The organism is Rathayibacter oskolensis (genome assembly GCF_900177245.1).
GTDB classification, from domain to species: Bacteria; Actinomycetota; Actinomycetes; order Actinomycetales; family Microbacteriaceae; genus Rathayibacter; species Rathayibacter oskolensis.
The window spans coordinates 1-23,176 of the sequence record NZ_FXBM01000004.1; the positions used below are offsets into that span (position 1 = coordinate 1).

The window sequence follows — 23,176 nt, forward strand, 5'->3', positions numbered from 1 at the left end:
GACGGTGACGGACTCGTCGACGGGGATCAACGCACGCTCGCGCAGCTGCGCGCCGACGCGCTGACCGACCTGCTCTGCGACGGCGACATCACCGGTACCACCCCGGTCGATCGCGACGCCGACCGCTCCGCGCCCGCCTTCGCGTCAGGAGTGCGCGCTGAGATCCGGCTCACCGTGCCTGCGACCACCGCGGCGGGACTCGATGACACCGCTGCGGACCTCGACGGCTACGGAGCGGTCCCCGCTGACGTCGCCCGCGAACTCGTCGGAGTCGGAACCTCGTTCGTCCAGGTCCTCACCGAGGAGCACACCGGCAGGGTCGTCTCCGTCGGACGCACCCACCGTGTCCCCCCGCCCCGGATGCGCCTGCACCTGCAGCTGCGTGACCAGACCTGCCGTTTCCCCGGCTGCACCCGCCCCGCCGCGCGCGCCGAAGCCGACCACACGATCGAATGGCGCAACGGCGGCCCCACCGCCCTCCACAACCTCGCGAGCCTCTGCATCGCCCACCACCACGTCCGCCACGGCGACCGCTGGACCTACACCCTCCACCCCGACGGCACCGCCGAGCGGACCACCCCACCGGACGCCGCGTCACCACCCGACCACCCGCCCTCCCCGGCCGACCACCCGAACCACCCCCACGACCGCACTTCGACGACCCGCCACCCTTCTGAACCACCCGCGCGGACCCTCCGGGAGCACGTGGGTCTCGATACGCCGCTGCGCGGCTACTCGACCAGCAGGCAGCGGGCCGGGCGTCTCAGAACCGCTCCCTCGCCACGACTACGCGCCCGCCCGTCGCCGGTGTCATCGGCGCCACCCGCCCGATACGCCGCCGCGCAACCGAGCCCCTCCGTCACCAGGTCGTGACGACCGTGCGCGTGATCACCCAGGTGCCGTGCATCGCGACCAGCCGGCTCCGCAGCTGCAGCCGCCACGTCGCGTGCAGCCCGCCGATCGTCGCTTCCGTCAGCGTCCGCGACGTCAGCACCGGATGCTCCGCGGTCCCCGTGACCGCGCTCTCGACGTGATCGATCCGGTGGTAGGCCATCTTCTCCTCGTCGATGTCGGCGATCCACTCCAGCTTCGACTGCACCAGCCCCGTCGGGTGCTCGATCGTGAATCGGTCGTCGAGGAACTCCTCCAGCGCCGGCAGATCGGTCAGCTCCAGCGCGTCGAAGAGATCGTCGTGCACCTCCCGGACGGCGGCGTCGAGCTCGCTCACCGCGCACCCCCCGGAGGCGCCGTCGTCGCCCGGCGCACAAGCTGCGTCGGCAGCTGCACGTGCAGCGACCGCGGCGTCTCGCCCGACATCAGCGTGATCAGCATCTCGGCCGCCGTCGCCCCGAGGGTCTGCATCGGCTGCCGGACGGTCGTGAGCGGCGGATCGAAGCGGGCCGCCTCCGGGACGTCGTCGAACCCGACGATCGAGAGATCGCGGGGCACGTCGAGCCCGAGGTGCGCGGCCGTCTCGATGATCGCGAGCGCCGAGACGTCGTTCGCCGCGAAGACGGCGGTGGGCCGGTCGGGCAGCGAGAGCATCGTCGACGCCGGGAGCCTGGCCGTGTCGTGGTGGTAGTTGCCCACCCGCAGCAGGCGCTCGTCGAAGACGAGGCCCGCCTCCGACAGCGCCGCCCGGTAGCCGGCCTCGCGCAGGCGGGCGGAGCGCAGGTCGACGCGCCCGGCCACGAAGCCGATGCGGCGATGACCCAGCCCGATGAGGTGGCGGGTCGCCTGCAGCGCACCTCCGAAGCTGTCGGACTCGACGGTGGGCACGCCGGCGCGGCCGGTGTGCGGGTCGACGGCGACGAGGGGGATGTCGGAGCGGCCGCTGTCGACGGAGGGGGTCACCATGATCGCGCCGTCGATGAGGGTGCCGCTGAGGCGGCTGAGCGAGCGCCGCTCCCAGCCCTCCTGCTCGCCCTCGTGCGAGCCGCTGTAGGCGAGCAGATCGAAGCGCGACTGGCTGAGCACGGAGCCGACGCCCTTGAGGATCTCGGCGCTGAACGGCTCGAAGCCGGCGACGAGCACCCCGATGACTCCGGTGCGGCGGGAGCGCATGCTGCTGGCGACGAGGCTCGACTCGTAGCCGAGCTCGCGCACGATCTCGAGGACGCGGGTGGCCGTGGCGGGCGCGATCCCGTAGCGGCCGTTCACGGCCTTGGACACGGTCGCGACCGAGACGCCGGCTGCTGCGGCGACGTCGTGGATGGTGGGGCGGAGGGTCACGCAGACGACCCTACGGCGAATCGTCGAAAATGATTTCGAAAACGTTTGTCGATCGCTGACCCCCAATTGAGACTGAGGCTGCCCACCCTGGTGGGTGCACCCCAGCGCCGCTCTCCCTTGGCGGCGCTTCTCAGCGAAGAGAACGGTTCGAACGATGAAGTTCAGAAAGATCGCAGTGGCAACAGTCGCCCTGCTCGGCGCGGCCACGGCTCTCGCCGGCTGCTCGGCCCAGGATGCGGGGTCGTCCGACGGCTCCGTCTCGATGACCCTCTGGCAGAACTCGACCACCGGCCCCGGCCAGGAGTTCTGGGACAAGACCGTCGCCGACTTCGAGGCGGCGAACTCCGGCGTCACGATCGACGTGCAGGCCATCCAGAACGAGGACCTCGACGGCAAGCTCCAGACGGCGCTGAACTCCGGCGACGCGCCCGACATCTTCCTCCAGCGCGGAGGTGGCAAGCTCGCCGCCATGGTCGCCGGCGGCCAGGTCAAGGACATCACCGAGGGCATCTCGGACGAGGCCCGCAGCGAGATCCCCGAGGGCTCGTTCTCGGCGAACACGCTCGACGACAAGGTCTACGCGATGCCCGTCGCCGTGCTCCCCGGCGGCATCTTCTACAGCCAGGACCTCTTCTCGGCGGCCGGGATCACCGAGACCCCGACGACGCTGGACGACCTCGACTCGGCCGTCACCGCCCTCAAGTCGAGCGGGACGCAGGCGGTCGCGCTCGGCGGCAAGGACGCCTGGCCCGCCGCGCACTGGTACTACTTCTTCGCCCTGCGCGAGTGCAGCGCCGACACCATGGCCGAGGCGGCCGACACGATGGACTTCTCGGACGACTGCTGGCTGAAGGCCGGCGAGGACCTGCAGTCCTTCGCCGACACCGAGCCGTTCAACGAGGGCTTCCTCACCACCGCCGCCCAGCAGGGCGCCGGCAGCTCGGCGGGTCTCCTCGCCAACCACCAGGCCTCCATGGAGCTCATGGGCGCCTGGAACCCCGGAGTCATCGCCTCGCTCACCCCCGACGAGCAGCCCCTGCCCGACCTCGGCTGGTTCCCCTTCCCCGAGATCGACGGCGGAGAGGGCGAGCCCGGCTCGATCATGGGCGGTGTCGACGGCTACTCCTGCTCGGTCGACGCTCCCGATGAGTGCGTCGACTTCCTGAACTACCTCGCCACCTCCGACGTGCAGAAGGAGTACTACGCCGCCTTCAACGCGCCGCCGGTGAACACCGTCGCGCAGGAGGCCGTCACGGAGCCCTACCTGCAGGACATCCTCGCCGCCTACAACTCGGCGCCGTACGTCTCGCAGTGGCTCGACACCGTCTACGGGCTCAACGTCGGCAACGCTCTGAACGTCGGAGTCGTCGACCTGCTCGCCGGCAAGAGCAGCCCTGAGCAGCTCGTCGAGGCCGTCAACGCCGCAGCGGCCAAGGCCTAGGCCATGGCGCTCCGCGAGAGCCCGCTCCTCGGAGCGGATCAGCCCCGCGAGCGCTCGACCACCGGGGGCGCCGTCGCGGCGCCCCCGGTGCGCCGGCGTCGCAAGGGTCTCGGCTGGTCGGGACGCCTCGAGGTCGCGATCCTCGTCGGCCCGGCCCTGATCGTCTTCCTCGCCTTCGTGATCTTCCCGGTCGTGATGGCGGCCTACTACGGCTTCTTCAGCTGGCAGGGCTACGGGGTCCCGACCGACTTCGTCGGCTTCAGGAACTACCTCACGATCCTCCAGGACCCCACGTTCCACGAGGCGCTCACCCACAACGGCACGATCGTGGTGCTCTCGCTGGTGCTCCAGGGCCCGGCGGCGATCCTGATCGCGCTGCTGCTCAACCGCAAGCTGCGCGGCCAGTCCTTCATCCGCGTGCTGATCTTCGTGCCCTACGTGATCTCCGAAGTGGTCGTCGGCACCGGCTGGAGCCTGATGCTCCAGACCAGCGGCGCCGTCAACGGCTTCCTCGAGAAGATCGGCCTGGGCGCGCTCCAGCAGGACTGGCTGTCGGATCCCGCGATCGCCATCTGGACCCTGATGCTGATCATCACGTGGAAGTACATCGGCTTCGCCGTGATCCTCTTCCTCGCCGGTCTCCAGGGCATCCCGGAGGAGCTGTCGGAGGCGGCCGCCATCGACGGCGCGTCGTACTGGCAGGTCCAGCGGAGGATCACCCTCCCGCTGCTCGCGCCGACGCTGCGCATCTGGGCGTTCCTGTCGATCATCGGCGCTCTGCAGCTGTTCGACCTCGTCTACATCATCTGGGGGCAGTACGTGTCCTCGACCGCCGGCACCTCGACCATGGCGACCTACCTGGTCACCAACGGACGCAACGCCGGCAACTACGGCTACGGCAACGCCGTCGCGGTGGTCCTGTTCCTCATCTCGCTCATCGTGGCGCTGATCTACCAGCGCTTCGTGCTGCGACGGGACACCGACGGCGCACTCACGGGAGACAAGCGATGACCACCATGACCGCCGTGCCGCCGGGCACCCAGTCCCCGGTCGACCTGAAGCGGCAGAAGCCGCGCAAGCGGCCCCTCGGTCGCGGCACGATCATCGCCTACGTGGTGGCCGTCGTCGTGATCGCCCTGATGCTCGCCCCTGTGGCGTACATCATCCTCGGCGGCTTCCGGACGAACGCGCAGATCACGACCGATCCGAGCGGGCTGCCCTCGCCCTGGAACGTGCAGAACTACATCGACGTCATCACCGGCGGCATCTTCTGGCGCGAGGTGGGCAACTCCGCCATCGCCGCGATCGCGACCACCCTCGGGGTCGTCGTGCTGGGGCTGATGGCGAGCTACGTGCTCGCCCGCTACTCCTTCAGCGGCCGGGGCGTGTTCTACGCCCTGTTCGCGGCCGGACTGATGTTCCCGATGACCGTCGCGATCACTCCGCTGTACCTCGTGATCAAGAACCTCGGCCTGATGAACTCGCTCGCCGGAGTCGTGCTGCCGCAGATCGCGTTCGGCCTGCCGACGACGATCATCATCCTGGTGCCGTTCCTCCGCGCGATCCCCGACGAGATCCAGGAGGCGGCGTTCATCGACGGCTGCAGCCGGATCGGCTTCTTCTGGCGCATGGTCGTGCGCCTGGCGATGCCGGGAGTCATCACGACGGGGATCCTCGCGTTCATCGCGAGCTGGAACAGCTACCTGCTGCCCCTGTTCATCCTGAACGACGAGAACTCGTTCACCCTGCCGCTGGGCGTGCAGGCGTTCTCATCGCAGTACTCCGTCGACACGGCGAAGGTGCTCGCCTTCGTCTCTCTCTCGATGATCCCGGCGCTGATCTTCTTCAGCATCTTCGAACGCCGCATCGTCGGCGGCCTCACCGGTGCGGTGAAGGGATGACCGCCGTCGGATCCCCGGCGCCCGCCCGTCCCGCAGAGAACGCAGGTTCCGCAGAGAACGCAGGTTCCGCAGAGAACGCAGAGAGGGTCGCACCGTGACCGAATCGCACACCCCGTCCGCACCGTCCGCCCGCGTCAGCGACCTCATCGGCCGCATGACGCTCGAGGAGAAGCTGACGCAGCTCGTCGGCTACTGGGTCGACCAGGGCGGCGAGGTCGTCGAGCCGCTCGCCGGCGAGATGGCCACCTCCACCCGCTACGAGGACGCGACGCGGGAGGGCATCGGCCAGCTCACGCGCGTCTACGGCACCCGCCCCGTCGACCCGATCGAGCGCGCGCAGTGGCTCTGGGCCGAGCAGCGCCGCCTCGTCGACGAGACGCGGCTCGGCATCCCCGCGATCGTGCACGAGGAGTGCCTGACGGGTCTGGCGGCGTGGAAGGCCGCGACGTTCCCGACTCCGCTGGCCTGGGGCGCCTCCTTCGACCCCGAGCTGGTCGAGGAGATGGCCGCGGTCATCGGCGGATCGATGCGCGAGCTCGGGATCCACCAGGGTCTCGCCCCCGTGCTCGACGTCATCCGCGACCCGCGCTGGGGGCGCGTCGACGAGTGCATCGCCGAGGACCCGTACGTCGTGGGCACGATCGGCACCGCCTACGTGAAGGGCCTGCAGTCGGCGGGAGTCGACGCCACGCTGAAGCACTTCATCGGCTACTCGGCCTCCCGCGGCGGGCGCAACCACGCCCCCGTGCACGCCGGGCCGCGCGAGATCGCGGACGTCCTGCTGCCCCCGTTCGAGATGGCGATCCGCGACGGCGGCGCGCGCTCGGTGATGAACTCCTACGCCGAGATCGACGGCGACCCCGTCGGCGCGACGCCCGCCTACCTCACCGGCGTGCTGCGCGAGCGCTGGGGCTTCGACGGAGTCGTCGTCGCCGACTACTTCGCGGTCGCGTTCCTGCACCTGATGCACGCCGTCGCCGCCGACCTCGGCGAAGCGGCCCAGCTGGCCCTCGAGGCCGGGATCGACGTGGAGCTGCCCACCGGCGACGCGTTCCTCGCGCCGCTGGCCGAGCGCATCCGCTCCGGAGCCGCCGACGAGGCCGTCGTCGACCGCGCGCTGCTGCGGGTGCTCGCCCAGAAGGAGCGCCTCGGGCTGCTCGACGCGCGCTTCGACGACGCCCCCGAGTCGATCGACCTCGACTCGCCCGCGCACCGCGACATCGCGCGCAGGCTCGCGGAGGAGTCGATCGTGCTCCTCACCAACGACGGCGTGCTGCCGCTCGCGCAGCCGCGCCGCATCGCGCTGATCGGCCCCAACGCTGACAGCGCCCCCGCGCTGATGGGCTGCTACTCGTTCGCCAACCACGTGCTCGCGCACCACGAGGGCGTGCCGCTCGGCTTCGAGATCCCCACCGTGAAGGAGGCGCTCGCCGCCGAGTTCCCGGGCAGCGAGTTCCTGCTCGCCGAGGGGTGCGCGGTCGAGGGCGACGACGCCTCCGGGATCCCCGCCGCGGCGTCGGCGGCCCGCGAGGCCGATGTGGCCGTCGTGGTCGTCGGAGACCGGGCCGGGCTCTTCGGCCGCGGGACCGTCGGCGAGGGCAACGACGTCGAGAGCCTCGAGCTGCCCGGCCGGCAGCGCGAGCTCGTCGAGGCGATCGTGGCGACCGGCACCCCCGTGGTGCTGGTGCTGCTGACCGGTCGCCCCTACGCGGTGGGCTGGGCGGTCGGCGGGGAGTCGGCTCCCGCCGCGGTGCTGCAGGCGTTCTTCCCGGGCGAGGAGGGCGCCGGCGCACTCGCGGGCGTCGTCTCGGGCCGGGTGTCCCCCTCCGGACGCCTGCCCGTGTCGCTGCCGCGCTCGGCGGGTGCGCAGCCGTTCTCGTACCTGCACCCGATCCTCGGCGGACCGTCAGAGGTGACCAGCGCCGACAGCACTCCGGTGCTGCCGTTCGGGCACGGTCTGTCGTACACGACGTTCTCGCGCGAGGGCCTGTCGCTCGAGACCGACGAGGCGCCCACGGGAGGCGCGTTCACCGCCTCCGTGCGGGTGCGGAACACGGGGGAGCGGGCCGGCATCGACGTGGTGCAGCTCTACGCCCGCGACGTCTACGCCTCGGTGACCAGGCCTGTGGCGCAGCTGCTCGGCTACGCGCGGGTGGAGCTCGCGGCGGGCGAGGAGATCGAGGTGCGCTTCGACGTGCCGGCCGCCCGACTCGCCTTCACCGACCGCAGGGGCGTGCGTGTGGTCGAGCCGGGCGAGGTCGAGCTGTGGGTCGGGCCGAGCTGCGCGGCGAAGGAGACGGTCGCCTCCGTCTCGCTGGTCGGGGAGGCGTCACCGGTCGGAGCCGAGACGCGCCGACTCGTCGGCGTCGAGGTGCTGCGCGAGGAGGCGCGGGTAGCGGTCGGCTGATCCCGTGCGGTGCACACTGGAGTCATGACCGAGCAGAAGACCCAGCCGACCGCGGCGAGCGTCGACGACTTCCTCGCCGCGGTCGCTCCCGAGCGGCGGCGCCTCGACGGCATCCGCCTCGACGCGCTCTTCCGCGAGGTCACCGGCGCCGATCCCGTGCTCTGGGGTCCGTCGATGATCGGCTACGGCAGCTACCGCTACGTCTCGCCGTCCGACCCGAAGCGGACCGGCGTGTGGCCGCGGACGGCCTTCTCGCCCCGCACGGCGCGGCACTCGCTCTACGGTCTGAAGGACCTCCCGGAGGGGGCGGAGCTCCTGCCCTCGCTCGGCGCGTTCACCGAGGGCGCGGGCTGCGTCTACGTGACGAGACTCGACCGCATCGACCTCGACGTGCTCCGCCGCCTGATCGCGATCGCGTGGGAGCGGCCCGACTGAGCAGGCCGCCCCCGAGTCAGCCGACTGCCCTCGTCACGAGGTCGGCGAGCAGCTCCGCGCCGGCGTCGTCGAGGTGGTCGAGCGCGTACGACGTCGGCCACAGCCCGCTCGGCTCGTCGAGGGCCGCCTCCTCGCTGAAGCCGAAGGTCGAGTAGCGCGACTTGTCGACCAGGCCGCTGCGGAAGAAGACGACGATCCTGCCGTCCTTCGCCCACCCGGGCTGCCCGTAGTAGAGCTTCGGCAGCAGCTCGGGCGCCGCCCCGGTCACGACCTCGTGGAGGCGCTCGGCCAGCGCGCGGTCGGGCTGCGGCATCTCGGCGATCTTGTCGAACATCGTCGCGCGGTCGGCGGCCGCCTTGTCCGCGGCCTTGCCGCGGCGCGCCTCCGCCCTCAGCTCGGCAGCGCGGGCCTTCATCGCGGCCTTCTCCTCGGCGGAGAAGCCGCCCGTCTCGTCGGCGGTCATGTCGTGATCGTCCTCTCGTCGTCGGTGCCTCCACGGTAGGGGTGGGGAGGCGCTCCGCGCTTCTCGGATCCTGCTCGTCCCGCCCTGCTGATCCCCTGGCGGTCGGCGCCCGCACAGGCCACGCTGGGGGGATGACGAGCACCGACCTGAACGACGAGAAGCAGACCCTCCTCCGCTACCTGCAGGAGGGCCGCGACGTGCTCCTCAGCAAGCTCGAGGGGCTCTCGGAGTACGACGTGCGGCGGCCGCTGGTGCCGACCGGCACCAACCTGCTCGGGCTGGTCAAGCACGTCGCGGGCACGGAGGCGGGCTACCTCGGCGCCACGTTCGGCCGCCCGTTCCCCGAGCCGATGCCGTGGATGGAGGAGGAGTCGGAGCCGAACGCCGACATGTGGGCGACGCCGGAGGAGTCGCGCGAGCAGGTGATCGATCTCTACCGCCGGGTCTGGGCGCACTCCGAGGCGACCGTCGCCGCGCTGCCGCTGGACGCCCCCGGGCTGGTGCCGTGGTGGACGAACCGCGACGTCACGCTGCACCGGATCCTCGTGCACATCACGGTCGAGACGCACCGGCACGCCGGTCACGCCGACATCCTCCGCGAGCTGATCGACGGCCAGGCGGGCCTGCGCTCGCCGGGCGACAACCTGCCTGCCGTCCCCGCCGAGTGGTGGCCCGACCACGTCGCCCGGCTCGAGGCGGTCGCCCGCGCTGCGGGCTAGAGCGCGGCGTCGAGGCCGGCCGGGCTAGGTGTCGAGCGTCGTGCTCGGGCGCTCGCCGAAGCGGAGCGCGTACGACGCCGAGAAGCGGCCGAGGTGGGCGAAGCCCCAGCGGCGGGCGACCTCCGAGACGCTGACGACTCCGGAGTCGCCGGCGCGCAGCTCCTTCTGCACGGCGTCGAGGCGGATGCGGCGCAGGTAGTCGACCGCGGTGAAGCCGAACTCGCGGCGGAACTCGCTCTGCAGGGTGCGCAGGCTCATGCCCGCCTCCTCGGCGATCGTCTCGGTTCGCAGCGGCAGATGCGCGTTCGCGTACATGTACTCGATCGCCTGGCGGAGGCGACCGCTCCGAGGGACGCTCAGGTCGCCGGGGGCGCTGAGCGAGGCGTGCGGGAAGGTGTCGAGCAGGGCGACCGCGATCGTCCGGTTCGCCTCGTGACGCAGCAGCGCCGAGCTGTCGACGTCGTAGATCACCCGGGCGACCGCGGCGACGGTCGCCGACCAGCGGCGCAGCGCCTCGCCGTCGGGGCGCGTGGTCGTGTCGAAGAGGAGGGGGCCACCCGGGGTGCCCTCGATCTCCTCCGCGACGCTCTCGAGGAACGCGCCGTCGAAGTGGATCAGGTTCTGCCGGTAGTCGTGCACCTCGAAGGCGCTCGGCCGATCGGTGACGAACATCGACGGCCGGCCGTACTCGAGCCGCACCGGGTCGCCGTCGAGGTCGATCGCGCCCTCGCCCGCCGTCAGCCACGCGACGATGTACTCGCCCTCGGTCTGGATCCGGCCCTGCACGGCGCCGGCGAAGTGGCTGCCGCGGAGGGTGACCTCGGTGTCGCCGACGGAGGTGTAGCGGTAGCTGAAGTCGGCGCTCGGCTCGACCGAGAACCGGTGGCCGTTGTAGACGTCCTCGAGCAGCGCGCGCGCCTCATCGATGTCCCGCCCACTGACCTCGGAGCGGATGATCTCGCCGCCTCGACCGTCCATCGCCACTCAGAATCCCATGCCACGGCAGGGGTCGTCCATGCCGAGCGGGGGAAAATTCGTTAAGCGGATAAACGATCGAGGGGAGCGCCCGGCCCGAAGGCCCTGGTCATCGCGTGCACGGTCGCCCCGCGGAACTCCGACAGCAGGACGACGGTGTGGCGGGCTCCGGCCTCGACGGCCAGCGAGAAGGTCCCCCCGGCCGGGGTGTCCCACCAGCCGAAGATGTCCCGGGCCCTGAGGCGGACCGTCGACTCGACATCGCTGAGCACCAGCGTGCTCCCGGTGACGCAGAGCGCACCGGTCACGCCGTCGCGCGTGGTCGAGCACTCGAAGCTCGACTCCGCGCGCTCGGGCTCCGAGAGTTCGGACCCCGAGAGCTCGAGGAAGTCGGGTGCCCAGAGCTCGGTGCCCGGTCTCCGCGCGCGCGCCCGGTCGCGGGGAGTCATCGGACGCTCAGGCCGCAGCGTGAGCGAGGCCGGCGGACTCGGACTGCTGGGCGGGCTCGGGGACGATGCGGAGGCCGCGGCCGCTGTTGGCCTCGTCCATCAGCGCGCGGACCCAGGACGGGTTGATCGCGGGCATCCGGCTCCCGTGGAACGAGAACTGCAGCGGGATCGCCGGGTGCAGCCAGATGGTCTGGCGCCCGGTCCCGTGGGCGCTCGACGCGTCGATCTGGAATGCGAACGCCTCGTTGCGCCGGAACTTGTTGACCATGACGATCTGCAGGTGAGCGAGCGCGCGGTCGTCGATGTCGTGCGAGGTGGCAGGGGTGCCGTAGAGGAGTGCGCCCATGTGCGGAGCCGCCGTTCTGTGAGGGGCGTCGCGGGAGGGGGTGCCGCGACTGGGGGAGGGTGCCGGCGGATGCCGGTCGTGAGAGCTGCTGGCCGAGGCTCGGGCCATGGGGAGAACGTATGCGCCCTGTCCCGGGGGGTCGCCCGTGCTATCCGCTTTGCGAAGGAGGCTGGGGAGTGGCTGACAATGCTCGCTCCCCAGGTCTCCTGCCCGGCGCGTCGCCGCCGCAGTAGAGTCCGAGCCATGAGCGATCCGGCACAGCTCCCGCCCGATCTGGTCCGCGCGATCGACGCGGTCGGCGAGGCGCTCGTCGCGATGGCGGCGGGAGACCCCGAGCCCTACCGCCGCTGCTGGGCCGACTCCGACGACTCCACGCTCTACGGGGCCTTCGGCACGATCGAGCGCGGGCGGGCCGCGATCGACGAGACCCTCGGCTGGGTGGCCGGCCGCTTCGCCGAGGGCGAGCTGCGGCCGCGGTACGACGTCGTCCACGCCTCCGGAGACCTCGCCTACACGGTGGGCCTCGAGATCGGGTCGACGCGGATCGACGGGGAGGAGGCGCGTCCGATGCTCATCCGCGTCACCCACGTCTACCGGCGGTTCGGCGAGCAGGGCTGGCGGATCGTGCATCGGCACGGCGACCACCCGCCGCGCCTCGAGCGGTGAGCCCGCGTCAGACGGTGGAGGTCACCCGCTTGCTCGGGTCTCCGCCGTCGCCGAGGTAGCGGGACGAGCCGTAGCCGAGGATCAGGTACCCGATGAGCGCGAACAGCCAGAGCAGGAAGAAGCTGAAGACGAGGCCCTTGCCGAACGCCTTCGCCACTCCGTAGGCGATGAACACGGCCCAGACGACGTTGACGACCGGGATCAGGAAGAGCAGCAGCGTCGCGCCGTGGTAGCCCGCGATCTTGGTCAGCAGGTAGGCGTTGTAGATCGGGATGATCGCGCCCCACCCGGGTCGGCCGGCCTTGGTGAAGACGGGCCAGAGCGCGATGACCGCGATCACGTAGCCGATGATCCCGCCGAAGAAGCTGCCGATCGAGCCTGCCGCGCTGAGACCCGAGGGCACGTAGTCCTGGGCGAGGGAGAGGGCTGAATCGAGCACGGGAGCCTCCGGTGTCTGTCGGTGTGGCACCACCGTAGCGGGAGGTGCTTCGCCGGCATCCCGGAGGATGGGCGCATGGAGACGACCGCCGACTGGTACCGCCGCGCCGCCGTGGAGCTCGCGCAGACCTCCGAGCGTCAGGTGGCGTGGGCGCTCGCGATCGCCTCCGACGCCGATCTGATCGCCCTGATCGACGAGCTGCCGAGACCGCACCGGCAGCCGTCGCTGGTGTTCTCGGTCGCGCGCCTCCTCGGGGCGCCGGGCGGCGATGCGCACGACTTCGTCGAGTGGCTGCGGAGGGAGTGGCCGCGAGTCGCGCCGGTCGCGGCCGAGCGGCTCACCCAGACGAACGAGGCGCTGCGCTGCGCGCCCCTGGTCGCCGCGCTCGAGCGCCTCACCGCGCCCGACGAGCCGATAGCGCTCGTCGAGCTGGGCGCCTCCGCCGGGCTGTGCCTGGTGCCGGAGCGGTACTCGTACGAGTTCTCGCGCAGTGACCTCGAGACCGGCGCGACGCGGCTGGGCCGGGGTGAGCCGCTGCTGCGCTGCGCGGTCTCGGGCGGAGCGGCGCCGACGCGCCTCCCGCACGTCACGTGGCGGCGCGGCCTCGACCTGCGGCCGCTCGACGTGCGGGCGGCCGAGGACCGGGCCTGGCTGGAGGCGCTCCTCCCGCCCGATCGCCCCGAGCGCACCGCGCGCCTCCGGGCCGCGATCGAGACGGTGCGGCGCGACCCGCCCGAGATCGTGACGGGAGACGCGGCCGAGGCGCTGCCGCGCCTGCTCGACGCGGTGCCCCGTGGGGTGCGCGCGGTCGTGGTGTCGCTGGGGACCCTCGTCTACCTGCCGCGCGCCGCCCGCGAGCGGGTGCTGGAGGCGGTCGACTCGCGCGGGGCGAGCCTCGTCACCCTCGAGGCGGAGGCGCTGCTGCCGGAGCTCGCCGAGGCGCGGGCGGGCCGGACGGCGCCGCAGCCGTCCCCGTTCCTGCTCGCCGCAGACGGCGTGCCGCTCGCCTCCGTCGCCCCGCACGGCGGCACACTCTCGTGGCTGGGCTGACGGGCGGGATGCCCTGGCCCGGGGTGGCCTACAGCGCGTCCAGGAAGAGCTGGGTGGCCTGCGGCACGTAGGACTCGTTGGTCGACGGGTCCCAGCCGACGATCGCGACGACGTCGCCGCCGGCGCGGGCGGTGATCCCGGCGAGGGTGAACGGCGAGCCGCCGACGTCGCCGGTCACCCGCCAGCCCAGGGCCTCGTCGGTGCCCGTCAGCTCGGGCTCGGTCTGCTCGACCGTCGTCTGCACGGGCACGCCCTGCATCTCGAACAGATCCGAGCCGTCGGCGCAGCTCTCGAGCGCGTCCTCGGCGCCCGCGACGAGCGAGGAGGCGGCGTCGGCGGTGCCGGTGCTCGCCACCACCGCGGTCATCGAGCGGTCGGTGCTCGTGCCCCACTCGAGGACGGGGTCGGCGAGGGTGTCGTCGGTGTCCCAGCCCACCCCGAACGGCGCGAGGCACGAGACGTCGGAGGCGGTGAGGCCGGGATAGATCGACCCGAGCATCTCGGTCGTGGTGTCGAACTCGCCGGGGACGAACTGGATGTCGTCGAAGACCGTCGTCAGCTCCTCCGCCGACTTCTGCGGGAGCGGAGCAGCCGTGGGCTCGGGCTCGGCGGCCGTGCAGCCGGCGAGCGCCAGGAGCATCGTGCCGACCAGCGCGGTCCCTGCGCGGGCGACTCCGGCTCGTGCGGTGGTCCTCGTCATGGTCGTCCCCCTCCGCCGCCGGACCGTCGCCGGAAGCCGCACGAGGTTAGCAGAGGGCGCGTCACACCTCGGTGTGCCCCAGCTCGGGCCCGGCCAGCAGCCGGATCTCGGGCTCCGCGATCGCCTCGAGCTCGAGCACGACGACGTCGTTGCGGCCGGCGCGGGTCACGGGCGCCGGCACGATCAGCGTCCGCTGCGGGCCGCGCCGCCAGTACCGCCCGAGCAGGAAGCCGTTCACCCAGACGAGGCCCTTGCCCCAGTGCAGCGTGTCGACGTACAGGTCGGCCGGCTCCTCCAGCTCGACCACTCCCGAGGCGAGCCCGGGGCCGGCCGCGAACCCGGAGGCGACCGACACGATCTCGGGCACGCACTCGAGCGCGAGAGGCCGCGCCGTCCATCCGCCGAGCTCGACCCCGTCGAGGAGCACGCCGCCGATCAGGCCCTTGTGCTCGCCGATCCGCTCGCCGTAGTTCACCCGCCCCTGGTTCTCGACCAGGATCGCCAGCTCGCCGCCGCCGCGCGGCAGAGTCAGCGCCCGCTCGTGGTTGTCGCGCGCGAGCACGCCGACGGGAGCGCCGTCGAGCAGCACCCAGGCGCGATCGCGCACCTCCTCGCCGACGACGAGCCGCGCGGGGGCGGCGCCGCCCGTCAGTGTCGTCGTGAACAGCACGAAGCCGTCGTCGTGCCCGAGCTCGTCGAAGCTCGCCATCGCGTCGAGGTGCGCCGCCGGGCCGAACGCGGCGTCGAGCCCGAGCAGTGCGGGCCCCGGGAGCAGCGGCGCGGTGACGACCGGCGCCGGCCGGCGCGCCTCCGGGACCTCGGACGGCACCGGCGCGTAGCGCGCGATCACCTCGCGGAACGCCCAGAACTTCGCCGTCGGGTCGCCGCCCTCGTCCAGCGGTGCGTCGTAGTCGTAGCTCGTCGTGATCGCGGCGTAGCGGCCCTTGTCGTTGGCGCCGCTCGTGAGGCCGAAGTTCGTGCCTCCGTGGAACATGTAGATGTTGACCGAGCCGCCCACCGCGAGCAGCGCGTCGAGCTCACGGGCCGAGGCCTCGGCGTCGGTCGTGTGGTGCTGGGTGCCCCAGTCGTCGAACCAGCCGCACCAGAACTCCATGCACATCAGCGGCCCGGTCGGCTGGAACTCGCGCAGCGTCGCGAGCCGCTCGGGGGTGCGCGAGCCGAACGAGCCGGTCAGGTGCAGGCCCGGGAGGCTGCCGTCGGCGAGCATCTGCGGCGTCGGCTGGTCGATCGTGGTCAGCGGCACGGTGATCCCGGAGTCGCGCGTCACGCGGACCAGCTCGGCCAGGTACTCCTTGTCGGAGCCGTAGGCGCCGTACTCGTTCTCGATCTGCACGAGCACGACCGGCCCGCCGACGTCGATCTGCCGCGGCGCGACGATCGCGTAGACGCGGCGGAGGTAGGCGCTGACGGCGGCGAGGTAGTGCGGCTCCGAGCGGCGGACGCCGACCTCGGGGTCGCGGAACAGCCAGGCGGGCAGCCCGCCGTTGTCCCACTCCGCGCAGATGTAGGGGCCGGGGCGCACGACGGCGTGCATGCCCTCGGCGGCGACGAGGTCGAGGAACCGTCCGAGGTCGAGCCCGTCGTCCTCGCGCCAGGAGCCCTGCTGCGGTTCGTGCGCGTTCCACGCGACGTAGGTCTCGATGGTGTTCAGACCCATCAGCCGGGCCTTGCGGATCCGATCGGCCCACAGGTCGGGGTGGATGCGGAAGTAGTGCAGCGCCCCCGACAGGATCCGGTGCGGACGGCCGTCGAGCTCGAAGTCGGTCGCGCCGATGGCGAAGCGAGCGGTGGTCATGCGGGATCCCCCTCAGGATCGGTGCGCTCGGTCGCCGAGCGGTGGAACGGGAGGAGGCCGGCCGGAGCGATCCGACCGGCCTCATCGCCGTGCGTGCTACTCGGAGACCGTGAAGCCCTGCTCGTTGCCGTACTGCACGAGCTGGCTCTGCCACTCGGCGAGTCCGTCCTCGAGGCTGGTGCCGTTCGCGTAGGCCTGTCCGACAGTGTCGCCGAAGACGCTGTTCGCGTAGACCTGGTAGGGCAGGTACGACCAGCCGGGGCGGACGTCCTCGGAGGCCTGGGTCAGCACCTCGTTGATCTTCTGCCCGCCGAAGTACTCCGACTCGGCGCCCGTGAAGTCGGGGTCGGTCAGCTCGGCCGTGGTCGAGGGGAATCCGCCGCTCTCGAGGAACACCGAGATCGACGCCGGGTCGCTGTTCAGCCAGCGCAGGAACGCGGCGGCCAGCGCCGGGTTCTCGCTCTGCGAGGTGACCGACTGGCCGCCTCCGCCGTTCTCGGCGCTGACGGCGGTGCCGTCGTAGGTCGGGATGGGCGCGACGGCCCAGTCACCGGAGGCGTCGGTCACGCTGGACTCGAGGACGCCGGGCATCCACGCACCGGTGATCAGCGACGCGATCGAGCCGTCGCCGAGGCCCTTGTACCACTCGTCGCCCCAGCCGGGGGTGTCCGAGAGCAGGCCGCCCTCGACGAGCTGGTCCCAGACTCCGGTCCACTTCGTCGTGCCCTCGTCGGCGAGGTTCACGGTGATGTCGTCGCCGTCGAAGGTGAACGGCTCGCCGCCGGCCTGCCAGATCATGCTGGTCGCGAAGCCCGCATCGCCGGTGTCGGCGGTGATGTACTTCGTCGGGTCGGCCTCGTGCAGCTTCTTCGCGGCCTCGATGTACTCGTCCCAGGTGGTCGGGACGGCGATGCCGTACTGGTCGAAGACCGTCTTGTTGTAGAACATCGCCATGGGGCCCGAGTCCTGCGGGAGGCCGACGAGCTTGCCGTCGACGTTCACGCTGCCCCAGGTGGAGGCGCTGAACTGGTCCTCGAGGTCGCCCATCCCGTACTGCGAGAGGTCGAGCAGCGAGTCCGAGAGCGCGAACTGCGGCATGGCGTAGTACTCGATCTGGACGACGTCGGGGGCGCCCGATCCGGCCTTGATCGCGTTCTGCAGCTTGGTGTACTCGTCGGTGTTCGTGCCGGCGTTGACCAGCTCGACGTCGACGTTCGGGTAGGCCTCCTCGAACGCGGCGACCTGCGCCTCGGCGCTGGGGGTCCAGCTCCAGTAGGTGATCTTCCCCCCGGCCTCGAGGGCGGCGTCGAGGTCGTCGGCCGAGCCGGAGCCGCTCGCGCCGCCTCCGGAGTCGGAGGAGCAGGCGGCGAGCGAGCCGGCGGCCAGTGCCGCGGCGGCCACGACCGTCAGGGTCCGCCGCAGGGCGGAACGGGCGATCTTCACAGTGCTTCTCGTCACTTGAGTGTTTCTCGTCACTTGAGGGTGTTCCCTTCACTTCTTCGTGCTGTGGGTGGTGCGGGGCGGGATGCTCCGGCGGAGGGTGGGTTCGAGAGGGCTCAGCCCTTGACGCTGCCGGCGCTCAGGCCGGACTGCCAGAAGCGCTGGAGTCCGAGGAAGGCGACGACGATGGGGATGATCGTGAGCAGCGAGCCCGTGATCACCAGGTTGTAGATGGGCTGCGCGCTGACGCCGGTGGCCTGGGCGTTCCACTGGTTGAGGCCGACCGTGAGCGGGTACCAGGCGGGGTCGCTCAGCATGATCAGCGGCAGGAAGTAGTTGTTCCAGGTCGCGACGACAGAGAACAGCAGCACCGTCACGATCCCGGGCGCCAGCAGGCGGATCGAGATGGTGAAGAACGTGCGGAACTCGCCCGCCCCGTCCATCCGCGCCGCCTCGAGCAGCTCGGTGGGGACCGACTCGACCGCGTACACCCAGACCAGGTAGAGCCCGAACGGGCTGATCAGCGAGGGGATGATGATCGCCCACGGGGTGTTGGTGAGGCCCAGCTGGCTGAACATCAGGAACGTGGGGACCGCCAGCGCCGTGCCGGGGACGGCGATCGCGCCGAGGACGACCGCGAAGACCGCCTTGCGCCCCGCGAAGCGGAACTTGGCGAGCCCGTAGCCCGCGAGCGTCGCGAGCAGCGTCGCGCCTCCGGCCCCGACGACCACGTAGAGCAGCGTGTTGCCGAGCCAGCGGAGGAAGATGCCGTCGCGGTAGGTGAGCGTCTCGGCGATGTTCTGGAAGAAGACGAAGTCGCCGTCGAACCAGAGGCCGAAGCTCGAGAGCAGGCCCGCCTGCGTCTTGGTCGAGTTGATGACCAGCCAGGCCAGCGGCACGAGGCTGTAGAGGATGAAGACCGACATCAGCAGAGTGAACGCGATCGACTTCTTCGGCTGCACCGAGGAGCCGCGGCGCCGGGTCGAGGCGGGCTTCCGGGGCGCGGTGGCCCGGGGAGCGGTGGCGAGGGCCATCAGTTCTCCTTCCGCGCGCCGCGGAGCTGCACGACGTAGGCGATCACCGCGGTGATCACGCCCATGACGATGGCGACCGTGGCCGACGCGTTGTACTGCTGACCGGCGAAGGACAGGTTGTAGGCGTACATGTTCGGCGTGAAGTAGGTCGTGATGATGTTCGGCGCGAGCGTCCGGAGGATGTTCGGCTCGTTGAACAGCTGGAAGCTGCCGATGATCGAGAAGATCGTCGCGATGACGATCGCGCCGCGCAGCGCGGGCAGCTTGATCGAGGTGATGACGCGCATCGGGCCGGCGCCGTCGATCTCTGCGGCCTCGTAGAGCTCGCCCGGGATCGTCTTCAGCGCGGAGTAGAAGATGAGCATGTTGTAGCCCACGAACTCCCACGTGACGATGTTGCCGATCGACGCGAGGATCCAGTCGCGCGAGAACGGCTGCACGACGTCGGAGCCGAGCAGGTCGTTGAGGTTCGCGGCGAGTCCGAAGTTGTCGCCGTAGATGAAGCCCCACATCAGCACCGCCACGACCGCGGGGACCGCGTAGGGGAGGAAGACCACGATGCGGAAGAAGCCCGTGCCGTGCAGGCGCCCGCTGTCGATCGCGAGGGCCGCGACCAGTGCGAGCGCCAGCATGATCGGCACCTGGATCACGAGGAAGAGCAGGACGCGCGCGAACCCCTCCCAGAAGTTCGGGTCGGCGAACAGCGTCAGGTAGTTGTCGAAGCCGACGAAGGCGTTGCCGCCGACGAGCTGCTCGCGGAACAGGCTGAGGTAGATCGAGTAGATCACCGGCGCGATGAAGACGAGGAGGAACACCACGAGGAAGGGAGCCACGAAGGCCAGGCCCTTCCACTCGCTCTTCGCGCGGGAGCGCGGAACGCCCAGGGGGTCCGCCGGAGGGGAGACCTCGCTGAGCGGGACGGGGGGAGACGTCGTCGTCATCTTCGATTCCGTTCGGGGTGAGTGCCGATCAGACATGTTCACGTCAACATGGCAGGACGTCACCGTAGCATGAGGACGTCAACATCGCGAGTGCCGATCGGACGCGGCGCCGGGTGACGACCCGCCTCTCGATATGTTGCGTGAGGCGCTATAAAGGGGTGCCATGGCCATCGAGACGAACCCCGCATCCCCGACCGCGCCGCGTCGGCGCGGCGTGTCGATGGCCGACGTCGCCCGCCGGGCCAACGTGTCGGGCCAGACCGTCTCCCGCGTGTCGAACGGCAAGCAGAACGTCGACGCCGAGACCCGCGAGCGCGTGCTCGAGGCGATGCGCGACCTCGGCTACCGGCCCAACAGCGCCGCGCGCGCCCTGCGCACCGGCCGCTTCCACAGCATCGGCGTGATCATGTTCACGCTGTCCTCCTTCGGCAACATGCGCACCCTCGACGCCATCGCGATCGCGGCGGCCGACGCCGGCTACTCCATCACCCTGATCCCGGTCTCGCACCCCACGCAGGGCGAGGTCTCGGTGGCCTTCCACCGCCTGAGCGAGGAGGCGGTCGACGGCGTCATCATCATCGTCGAGGCGCACCTGCTCGACGAGACCGACATCGTGCTGCCGCCCGAGCTGCCGGTCGTCGTCGTCGACTCCGCGGGAGGCGACAAGTACCCCGTCGTCGACACCGACCAGGTCTCGGGCGCCCGCCAGGCGGTCGAGCACCTGCTCGAGCTCGGGCACCGCACGGTCTGGCACATCGCCGGACCCGAGCGCTCCTACTCGGCCGAGCGGCGCCGCGAGACCTGGGAGTCGACGCTGCGGGCGGCCGGCGCCCCGGTTCCCGAGGTGCTCGTCGGCGACTGGTCGAGCGCCTCCGGCTACCGCCTCGGCCGCTCGCTGGCCGCTGACCCCTCGGTGACCGCGATCTTCGCCGCCAACGACCAGATGGCGCTCGGCGTGCTGCGGGCGCTGCACGAGGCGGGCCGCGCGGTGCCCGGCGACGTCAGCGTCGTCGGCTTCGACGACATGGAGGAGTCGGCGAGCTTCTGGCCGCCGCTGACGACCGTCCGCCAGTTCTTCGGCGACACGGGGCGCCGCTCGGTCGACATCCTGCTGCGCGAGCTCGAGTCGGGGGAGCGCTCGGGCGTCACGCTCATCCCGACGGGGCTCGTCGTGCGCGAGAGCACGGGGCCGGCGCGCGGCTGACGCAGGTGCTGGTGCGGTCTGCAGGTGCTGGTGCGGTCTGCAGGTGATCCGGCGCTCTGAGGGCTGCCCCTGCGGAGGAGAGCAGTCCCGCGCCGTGATCGCCTGGACATCGCACTGACGCCTGCAGATCGCACTCCCCGCCCTTGCTCCGCGGCGGTACTCAGCGTTACTATCTACCAGTAGCTAGTGACACTGAGTACAGGAGGCGACCGTGGGCAAGCAGGCGACCGAGATGCTCAAGGGCACGCTCGAGGGCATCGTGCTCGCGATCCTCGCGACGCGCTCGGCCTACGGGTACGAGATCACCGCGCGGCTGCGCGACGACGGCTTCGCGGACATCGCGGAGGGCACCGTCTATGCGCTGCTGGTGCGGATCGAGCAGCGCGATCTCGTCGACGTCGAGAAGGTGCCGTCCGAGAAGGGGCCGCCCCGCAAGGTGTACTCGCTCAACGCCCGGGGTCGTGACTACCTCGACGAGTTCTGGAGGACCTGGAGCTTCCTCGCAGAACGACTGGAGCAGCTCCGAGACGAAGGAGGACGACCATGCTGATCGAGAAGCTCATCGGCGACCTGGGCGACAAGAAGAGGTACCGCGCGTTCAAGGCCCGCACGCAGAAGCTGCCCGCCGAGTACCGCTCGGTGCTGGAGGCGGTGGAGCACTACGTCTACTACTTCGCCTCGTCGAAGCCCGAGCACCTGCTCGCCCTGCTCGACGACCTCGCCGACGTGTTCGAGGAGGCCGCGGCCTCCGGCACCTCGATCCGCGACCTGGTCGGCGAGGACCCGGTCGAGTTCGCGGAGGCCTTCCTCCGCAACTACCCGGAGGGATCGTGGATCGGCAAGGAGCGCGCCCGGCTGACCGACGCGGTCGACCGCGCCGCGGCGAGCCAGGCCGAGAGCGGCCCGCGATGAGCGAGCCGGTGATCCGCCTCGCGGGCCTGCGCCGGTCGTTCGGGGCGACGGAGGTGCTGCGCGGAGTCGACCTCGAGGTCGACGGCGGCAGCATCGTCGCGCTGCTCGGCTCGAACGGGGCGGGCAAGACGACGGTGATGCGCATCCTCTCGACGCTGCTGCGGCCCGACGGCGGCACGGCGGTCGTCGCCGGCGCCGACGTCGTCCGCGACTCCGCGGCGGTGCGCGCGGCGATCAGCTCGACGGGCCAGTTCACCGCGGTCGACGAGAGGCTGAGCGGCCGCGAGAACCTCCTGCTGATCGCGCGCCTGCGGCACCTCGCCGATCCGGGAGGGATCGCCGACCGGCTCCTCGCGCGGTTCTCGCTCACCGAGGCCGGCGGCCGGCTCGCCTCGACCTACTCCGGGGGCATGCGGCGGCGCCTCGACCTCGCGATGAGCCTCGTCGGCGACCCCGCCGTGATCCTCCTCGACGAACCGACGACGGGGCTCGACCCCGCCGCGCGGCTCGAGGTCTGGGAGGCGGTCGAAGAGCTCGCGAGGCACGGCACCACGGTCCTGCTCACCACGCAGTACCTCGACGAGGCCGAGCGCCTCGCCGACCGCATCGCGATCCTCCACGAGGGGCGCATCCTGCGCACCGGCACCCTCGCCGAGCTGCAGCGGCTGCTGCCTCCGGTCGAGAAGGTGCTCGTCGAGAAGCAGCCGACGCTGGAGGACGTGTTCCTCGCCCTCACCGGTGCCCGAGAGGGGGAGTCGCGATGACCGCGCACGCTCCGTCGGTGCGGGCCTCCGCTCTCGGCGACACCGCGGCGCTCACCGGGCGCTCGCTCCGCCACATCCTGCGCAGCCCCGACACCATCGTCACGACGGCGCTGATGCCGATCGCGCTCCTGCTGCTGTTCGTCTACGTCTTCGGCGGCGCGGTCGACACCGGCGGCGCGCCGGGGTCGTACGTCGACTACCTGCTGCCCGGGATCCTGCTGATCACGATCGCCTCGGGAATCTCGTACACCGCCTACCGGCTGTTCCTGGATCTGCAGAGCGGCTTCTTCGACCGCCTGCACACCCTGCCGATCGCCCGCTCCTCCGTGCTGTGGGCGCAGGTGCTCACCTCGGTCGTGGCGAACGCGATCTCGCTGGTCGTGGTCGTGCTGGTCGCGGTGCTGATCGGCTTCCGCTCGTCGGCGGGGGTTCTCGGGTGGCTCGGGGTGGCGGGAGTGCTCCTGCTGTTCACGCTCGCGCTGACGTGGGTCGCGGTGATCGCCGGGCTGAGCGCGAAGACGGTCGACGGGGCGAGTGCGTTCTCGTATCCGCTGATCCTGCTGCCCTTCGTCAGCTCGGCCTTCGTGCCGACGGCGGGGATGCCCGGGCCGGTGCGCTTCTTCGCCGAGAACCAGCCGGTGACGGCGATCGTCGACGCCCTGCGCAGCCTCCTGGCCGGCAGGGCGGCCGACGGGTCGCTGTGGACCGCTCTCGCCTGGTGCGCCGCGATCCTGGTGGTCGCCTCCGCCGTCGCGAACCTGCTGCACCGCCGCCGGCAGGGCTGATGGGCGGGCGCTCGCAGAACGGCCACCTCCCCGCGATACTGTGAGCCCTCTCACCCT

At 71.3% G+C, this 23,176-nt stretch carries 26 protein-coding genes; 14 read left to right on the forward strand and 12 right to left on the reverse strand.

The window, feature by feature from the left end; genetic code table 11:
• Positions 1-873: HNH endonuclease signature motif containing protein (locus B9Y99_RS17215; protein WP_129588115.1), on the forward strand; the 873-nt coding region annotated here is incomplete at its 5' end.
• Here B9Y99_RS17215 and B9Y99_RS17220 read toward each other — a convergent pair.
• Together B9Y99_RS17220 and B9Y99_RS17225 are read right to left on the reverse strand one after the other, a co-directional pair.
• Entirely contained in the window at positions 860-1,228 is a 369-nt protein-coding gene (locus tag B9Y99_RS17220; protein ID WP_085477888.1) for a nuclear transport factor 2 family protein, read from the reverse strand. The genes B9Y99_RS17215 and B9Y99_RS17220 overlap by 14 nt on opposite strands.
• Complete coding sequence (locus B9Y99_RS17225) at positions 1,225-2,232, reverse strand: LacI family DNA-binding transcriptional regulator (RefSeq protein ID WP_085477889.1); 1,008 nt, start codon at positions 2,230-2,232, stop codon at positions 1,225-1,227. The genes B9Y99_RS17220 and B9Y99_RS17225 overlap by 4 nt, the downstream gene beginning before the upstream one ends.
• A 154-nt stretch (positions 2,233-2,386) precedes the next feature.
• On the opposite strand from B9Y99_RS17225, the gene B9Y99_RS17230 reads away from it, so the two are divergent.
• The 5 genes from B9Y99_RS17230 to B9Y99_RS17250 all read left to right on the forward strand — a co-directional run bounded on the left by B9Y99_RS17230 (position 2,387) and on the right by B9Y99_RS17250 (position 8,416).
• Entirely contained in the window at positions 2,387-3,673 is a 1,287-nt protein-coding gene (locus B9Y99_RS17230; protein WP_085477890.1) for an ABC transporter substrate-binding protein, read from the forward strand.
• A gap of 3 nt (positions 3,674-3,676) precedes the next feature.
• Positions 3,677-4,684, forward strand: a complete 1,008-nt coding sequence (locus B9Y99_RS17235; RefSeq protein ID WP_085477891.1) for a carbohydrate ABC transporter permease — start codon at positions 3,677-3,679, stop codon at positions 4,682-4,684.
• Positions 4,681-5,574, forward strand: a complete 894-nt coding sequence (locus B9Y99_RS17240) for a carbohydrate ABC transporter permease (protein WP_085477892.1) — start codon at positions 4,681-4,683, stop codon at positions 5,572-5,574. Before B9Y99_RS17235 ends, B9Y99_RS17240 begins: the two co-directional genes overlap by 4 nt.
• Before the next feature lie 94 nt (positions 5,575-5,668).
• Entirely contained in the window at positions 5,669-7,981 is a 2,313-nt protein-coding gene (locus B9Y99_RS17245; protein WP_085477893.1) for a beta-xylosidase/alpha-l-arabinosidase, read from the forward strand.
• Between the two features lie 24 nt (positions 7,982-8,005).
• On the forward strand, positions 8,006-8,416 hold the full coding sequence (locus B9Y99_RS17250) for a DUF1801 domain-containing protein (RefSeq protein ID WP_085477894.1): 411 nt from the start codon (positions 8,006-8,008) through the stop codon (positions 8,414-8,416).
• A gap of 16 nt (positions 8,417-8,432) precedes the next feature.
• On the opposite strand, the gene B9Y99_RS17255 is transcribed toward B9Y99_RS17250, so the two are convergent.
• A complete protein-coding gene (locus B9Y99_RS17255; protein WP_085477895.1) occupies positions 8,433-8,879 on the reverse strand; it encodes a DUF1801 domain-containing protein in 447 nt (148 codons plus the stop codon).
• 131 nt (positions 8,880-9,010) lie between these two features.
• Here B9Y99_RS17255 and B9Y99_RS17260 point away from each other — a divergent pair, with 131 nt between their 5' ends.
• Complete coding sequence (locus B9Y99_RS17260) at positions 9,011-9,598, forward strand: DinB family protein (RefSeq protein ID WP_085477896.1); 588 nt, start codon at positions 9,011-9,013, stop codon at positions 9,596-9,598.
• Between the two features lie 24 nt (positions 9,599-9,622).
• Here B9Y99_RS17260 and B9Y99_RS17265 read toward each other — a convergent pair whose 3' ends face one another.
• From B9Y99_RS17265 to B9Y99_RS17275, 3 genes are read right to left on the reverse strand one after another with little or no spacing between them, the layout of a single operon-like run.
• Entirely contained in the window at positions 9,623-10,576 is a 954-nt protein-coding gene (locus B9Y99_RS17265; RefSeq protein WP_085477897.1) for a helix-turn-helix transcriptional regulator, read from the reverse strand.
• Positions 10,577-10,635: 59 nt separating this feature from the next.
• Entirely contained in the window at positions 10,636-11,022 is a 387-nt protein-coding gene (locus tag B9Y99_RS17270; protein ID WP_085477898.1) for a hypothetical protein, read from the reverse strand.
• Positions 11,023-11,029: 7 nt separating this feature from the next.
• Positions 11,030-11,368, reverse strand: a complete 339-nt coding sequence (locus B9Y99_RS17275; RefSeq protein ID WP_085477899.1) for a DUF7882 family protein — start codon at positions 11,366-11,368, stop codon at positions 11,030-11,032.
• 243 nt (positions 11,369-11,611) lie between these two features.
• Between B9Y99_RS17275 and B9Y99_RS17280 the strand changes: the two genes are divergently transcribed.
• Positions 11,612-12,034: a YybH family protein gene (locus B9Y99_RS17280; RefSeq protein WP_165759668.1), complete on the forward strand. Its 423-nt coding sequence runs from the start codon at positions 11,612-11,614 to the stop codon at positions 12,032-12,034.
• Positions 12,035-12,041: 7 nt separating this feature from the next.
• On the opposite strand, the gene B9Y99_RS17285 is transcribed toward B9Y99_RS17280, so the two are convergent.
• Positions 12,042-12,473 carry a DUF5684 domain-containing protein gene (locus tag B9Y99_RS17285; protein WP_208857006.1) on the reverse strand — a complete coding sequence of 144 codons (432 nt, stop codon included), beginning with the start codon at positions 12,471-12,473 and terminating at the stop codon, positions 12,042-12,044.
• 75 nt (positions 12,474-12,548) lie between these two features.
• On the opposite strand from B9Y99_RS17285, the gene B9Y99_RS17290 reads away from it, so the two are divergent.
• Positions 12,549-13,523 carry a DUF2332 family protein gene (locus tag B9Y99_RS17290; protein WP_085477901.1) on the forward strand — a complete coding sequence of 325 codons (975 nt, stop codon included), beginning with the start codon at positions 12,549-12,551 and terminating at the stop codon, positions 13,521-13,523.
• A gap of 28 nt (positions 13,524-13,551) precedes the next feature.
• On the opposite strand, the gene B9Y99_RS17295 is transcribed toward B9Y99_RS17290, so the two are convergent.
• The 5 genes from B9Y99_RS17295 to B9Y99_RS17315 all read right to left on the reverse strand — a co-directional run bounded on the left by B9Y99_RS17295 (position 13,552) and on the right by B9Y99_RS17315 (position 19,454).
• A complete protein-coding gene (locus tag B9Y99_RS17295; RefSeq protein WP_085477902.1) occupies positions 13,552-14,223 on the reverse strand; it encodes a hypothetical protein in 672 nt (223 codons plus the stop codon).
• 61 nt (positions 14,224-14,284) lie between these two features.
• Positions 14,285-16,039: a glycoside hydrolase family 35 protein gene (locus tag B9Y99_RS17300; protein ID WP_085477903.1), complete on the reverse strand. Its 1,755-nt coding sequence runs from the start codon at positions 16,037-16,039 to the stop codon at positions 14,285-14,287.
• A 96-nt stretch (positions 16,040-16,135) separates the two neighbouring features.
• On the reverse strand, positions 16,136-17,482 hold the full coding sequence (locus tag B9Y99_RS17305) for an ABC transporter substrate-binding protein (protein WP_085477904.1): 1,347 nt from the start codon (positions 17,480-17,482) through the stop codon (positions 16,136-16,138).
• A gap of 113 nt (positions 17,483-17,595) precedes the next feature.
• Entirely contained in the window at positions 17,596-18,513 is a 918-nt protein-coding gene (locus B9Y99_RS17310; protein ID WP_085477905.1) for a carbohydrate ABC transporter permease, read from the reverse strand.
• A complete protein-coding gene (locus B9Y99_RS17315) occupies positions 18,513-19,454 on the reverse strand; it encodes a carbohydrate ABC transporter permease (RefSeq protein WP_085477906.1) in 942 nt (313 codons plus the stop codon). The genes B9Y99_RS17310 and B9Y99_RS17315 overlap by 1 nt, the downstream gene beginning before the upstream one ends.
• A gap of 163 nt (positions 19,455-19,617) precedes the next feature.
• Here B9Y99_RS17315 and B9Y99_RS17320 point away from each other — a divergent pair, with 163 nt between their 5' ends.
• The 5 genes from B9Y99_RS17320 (at position 19,618) to B9Y99_RS17340 (ending at position 23,119) form a co-directional block, all read left to right on the forward strand.
• The gene (locus tag B9Y99_RS17320) at positions 19,618-20,658 is read left to right on the forward strand and encodes a LacI family DNA-binding transcriptional regulator (RefSeq protein ID WP_085477907.1); all 1,041 of its coding nucleotides are present in this window, start codon (positions 19,618-19,620) and stop codon (positions 20,656-20,658) included.
• A 211-nt stretch (positions 20,659-20,869) separates the two neighbouring features.
• Complete coding sequence (locus B9Y99_RS17325; RefSeq protein WP_085477908.1) at positions 20,870-21,208, forward strand: PadR family transcriptional regulator; 339 nt, start codon at positions 20,870-20,872, stop codon at positions 21,206-21,208.
• Entirely contained in the window at positions 21,202-21,570 is a 369-nt protein-coding gene (locus B9Y99_RS17330) for a DUF1048 domain-containing protein (RefSeq protein WP_085477909.1), read from the forward strand. Before B9Y99_RS17325 ends, B9Y99_RS17330 begins: the two co-directional genes overlap by 7 nt.
• Complete coding sequence (locus B9Y99_RS17335; RefSeq protein ID WP_085477910.1) at positions 21,567-22,334, forward strand: ABC transporter ATP-binding protein; 768 nt, start codon at positions 21,567-21,569, stop codon at positions 22,332-22,334. The genes B9Y99_RS17330 and B9Y99_RS17335 overlap by 4 nt, the downstream gene beginning before the upstream one ends.
• On the forward strand, positions 22,331-23,119 hold the full coding sequence (locus B9Y99_RS17340; protein ID WP_085477911.1) for an ABC transporter permease: 789 nt from the start codon (positions 22,331-22,333) through the stop codon (positions 23,117-23,119). Before B9Y99_RS17335 ends, B9Y99_RS17340 begins: the two co-directional genes overlap by 4 nt.
• The last annotated feature ends 57 nt before the right edge of the window (positions 23,120-23,176 follow it).

Excerpts from the sequence above, each read along its gene's own strand:
- B9Y99_RS17265 (WP_085477897.1), bottom strand. The coding sequence starts at position 10,576 with ATGGACGGTCGAGGCGGCGAGATCATCCGCTCCGAGGTCAGTGGGCGG.
- B9Y99_RS17255 (WP_085477895.1), bottom strand. The coding sequence starts at position 8,879 with ATGACCGCCGACGAGACGGGCGGCTTCTCCGCCGAGGAGAAGGCCGCG.
- B9Y99_RS17250 (WP_085477894.1), top strand. The coding sequence starts at position 8,006 with ATGACCGAGCAGAAGACCCAGCCGACCGCGGCGAGCGTCGACGACTTC.
- B9Y99_RS17295 (WP_085477902.1), bottom strand. The coding sequence starts at position 14,223 with ATGACGAGGACCACCGCACGAGCCGGAGTCGCCCGCGCAGGGACCGCG.
- B9Y99_RS17280 (WP_165759668.1), top strand. The coding sequence starts at position 11,612 with ATGAGCGATCCGGCACAGCTCCCGCCCGATCTGGTCCGCGCGATCGAC.
- B9Y99_RS17315 (WP_085477906.1), bottom strand. The coding sequence starts at position 19,454 with ATGACGACGACGTCTCCCCCCGTCCCGCTCAGCGAGGTCTCCCCTCCG.
- B9Y99_RS17235 (WP_085477891.1), top strand. The coding sequence starts at position 3,677 with ATGGCGCTCCGCGAGAGCCCGCTCCTCGGAGCGGATCAGCCCCGCGAG.
- B9Y99_RS17275 (WP_085477899.1), bottom strand. The coding sequence starts at position 11,368 with ATGGGCGCACTCCTCTACGGCACCCCTGCCACCTCGCACGACATCGAC.
- B9Y99_RS17330 (WP_085477909.1), top strand. The coding sequence starts at position 21,202 with ATGCTGATCGAGAAGCTCATCGGCGACCTGGGCGACAAGAAGAGGTAC.
- B9Y99_RS17240 (WP_085477892.1), top strand. The coding sequence starts at position 4,681 with ATGACCACCATGACCGCCGTGCCGCCGGGCACCCAGTCCCCGGTCGAC.
- B9Y99_RS17320 (WP_085477907.1), top strand. The coding sequence starts at position 19,618 with ATGGCCATCGAGACGAACCCCGCATCCCCGACCGCGCCGCGTCGGCGC.
- B9Y99_RS17230 (WP_085477890.1), top strand. The coding sequence starts at position 2,387 with ATGAAGTTCAGAAAGATCGCAGTGGCAACAGTCGCCCTGCTCGGCGCG.
- B9Y99_RS17290 (WP_085477901.1), top strand. The coding sequence starts at position 12,549 with ATGGAGACGACCGCCGACTGGTACCGCCGCGCCGCCGTGGAGCTCGCG.
- B9Y99_RS17310 (WP_085477905.1), bottom strand. The coding sequence starts at position 18,513 with ATGGCCCTCGCCACCGCTCCCCGGGCCACCGCGCCCCGGAAGCCCGCC.
- B9Y99_RS17260 (WP_085477896.1), top strand. The coding sequence starts at position 9,011 with ATGACGAGCACCGACCTGAACGACGAGAAGCAGACCCTCCTCCGCTAC.
- B9Y99_RS17300 (WP_085477903.1), bottom strand. The coding sequence starts at position 16,039 with ATGACCACCGCTCGCTTCGCCATCGGCGCGACCGACTTCGAGCTCGAC.
- B9Y99_RS17340 (WP_085477911.1), top strand. The coding sequence starts at position 22,331 with ATGACCGCGCACGCTCCGTCGGTGCGGGCCTCCGCTCTCGGCGACACC.
- B9Y99_RS17270 (WP_085477898.1), bottom strand. The coding sequence starts at position 11,022 with ATGACTCCCCGCGACCGGGCGCGCGCGCGGAGACCGGGCACCGAGCTC.
- B9Y99_RS17335 (WP_085477910.1), top strand. The coding sequence starts at position 21,567 with ATGAGCGAGCCGGTGATCCGCCTCGCGGGCCTGCGCCGGTCGTTCGGG.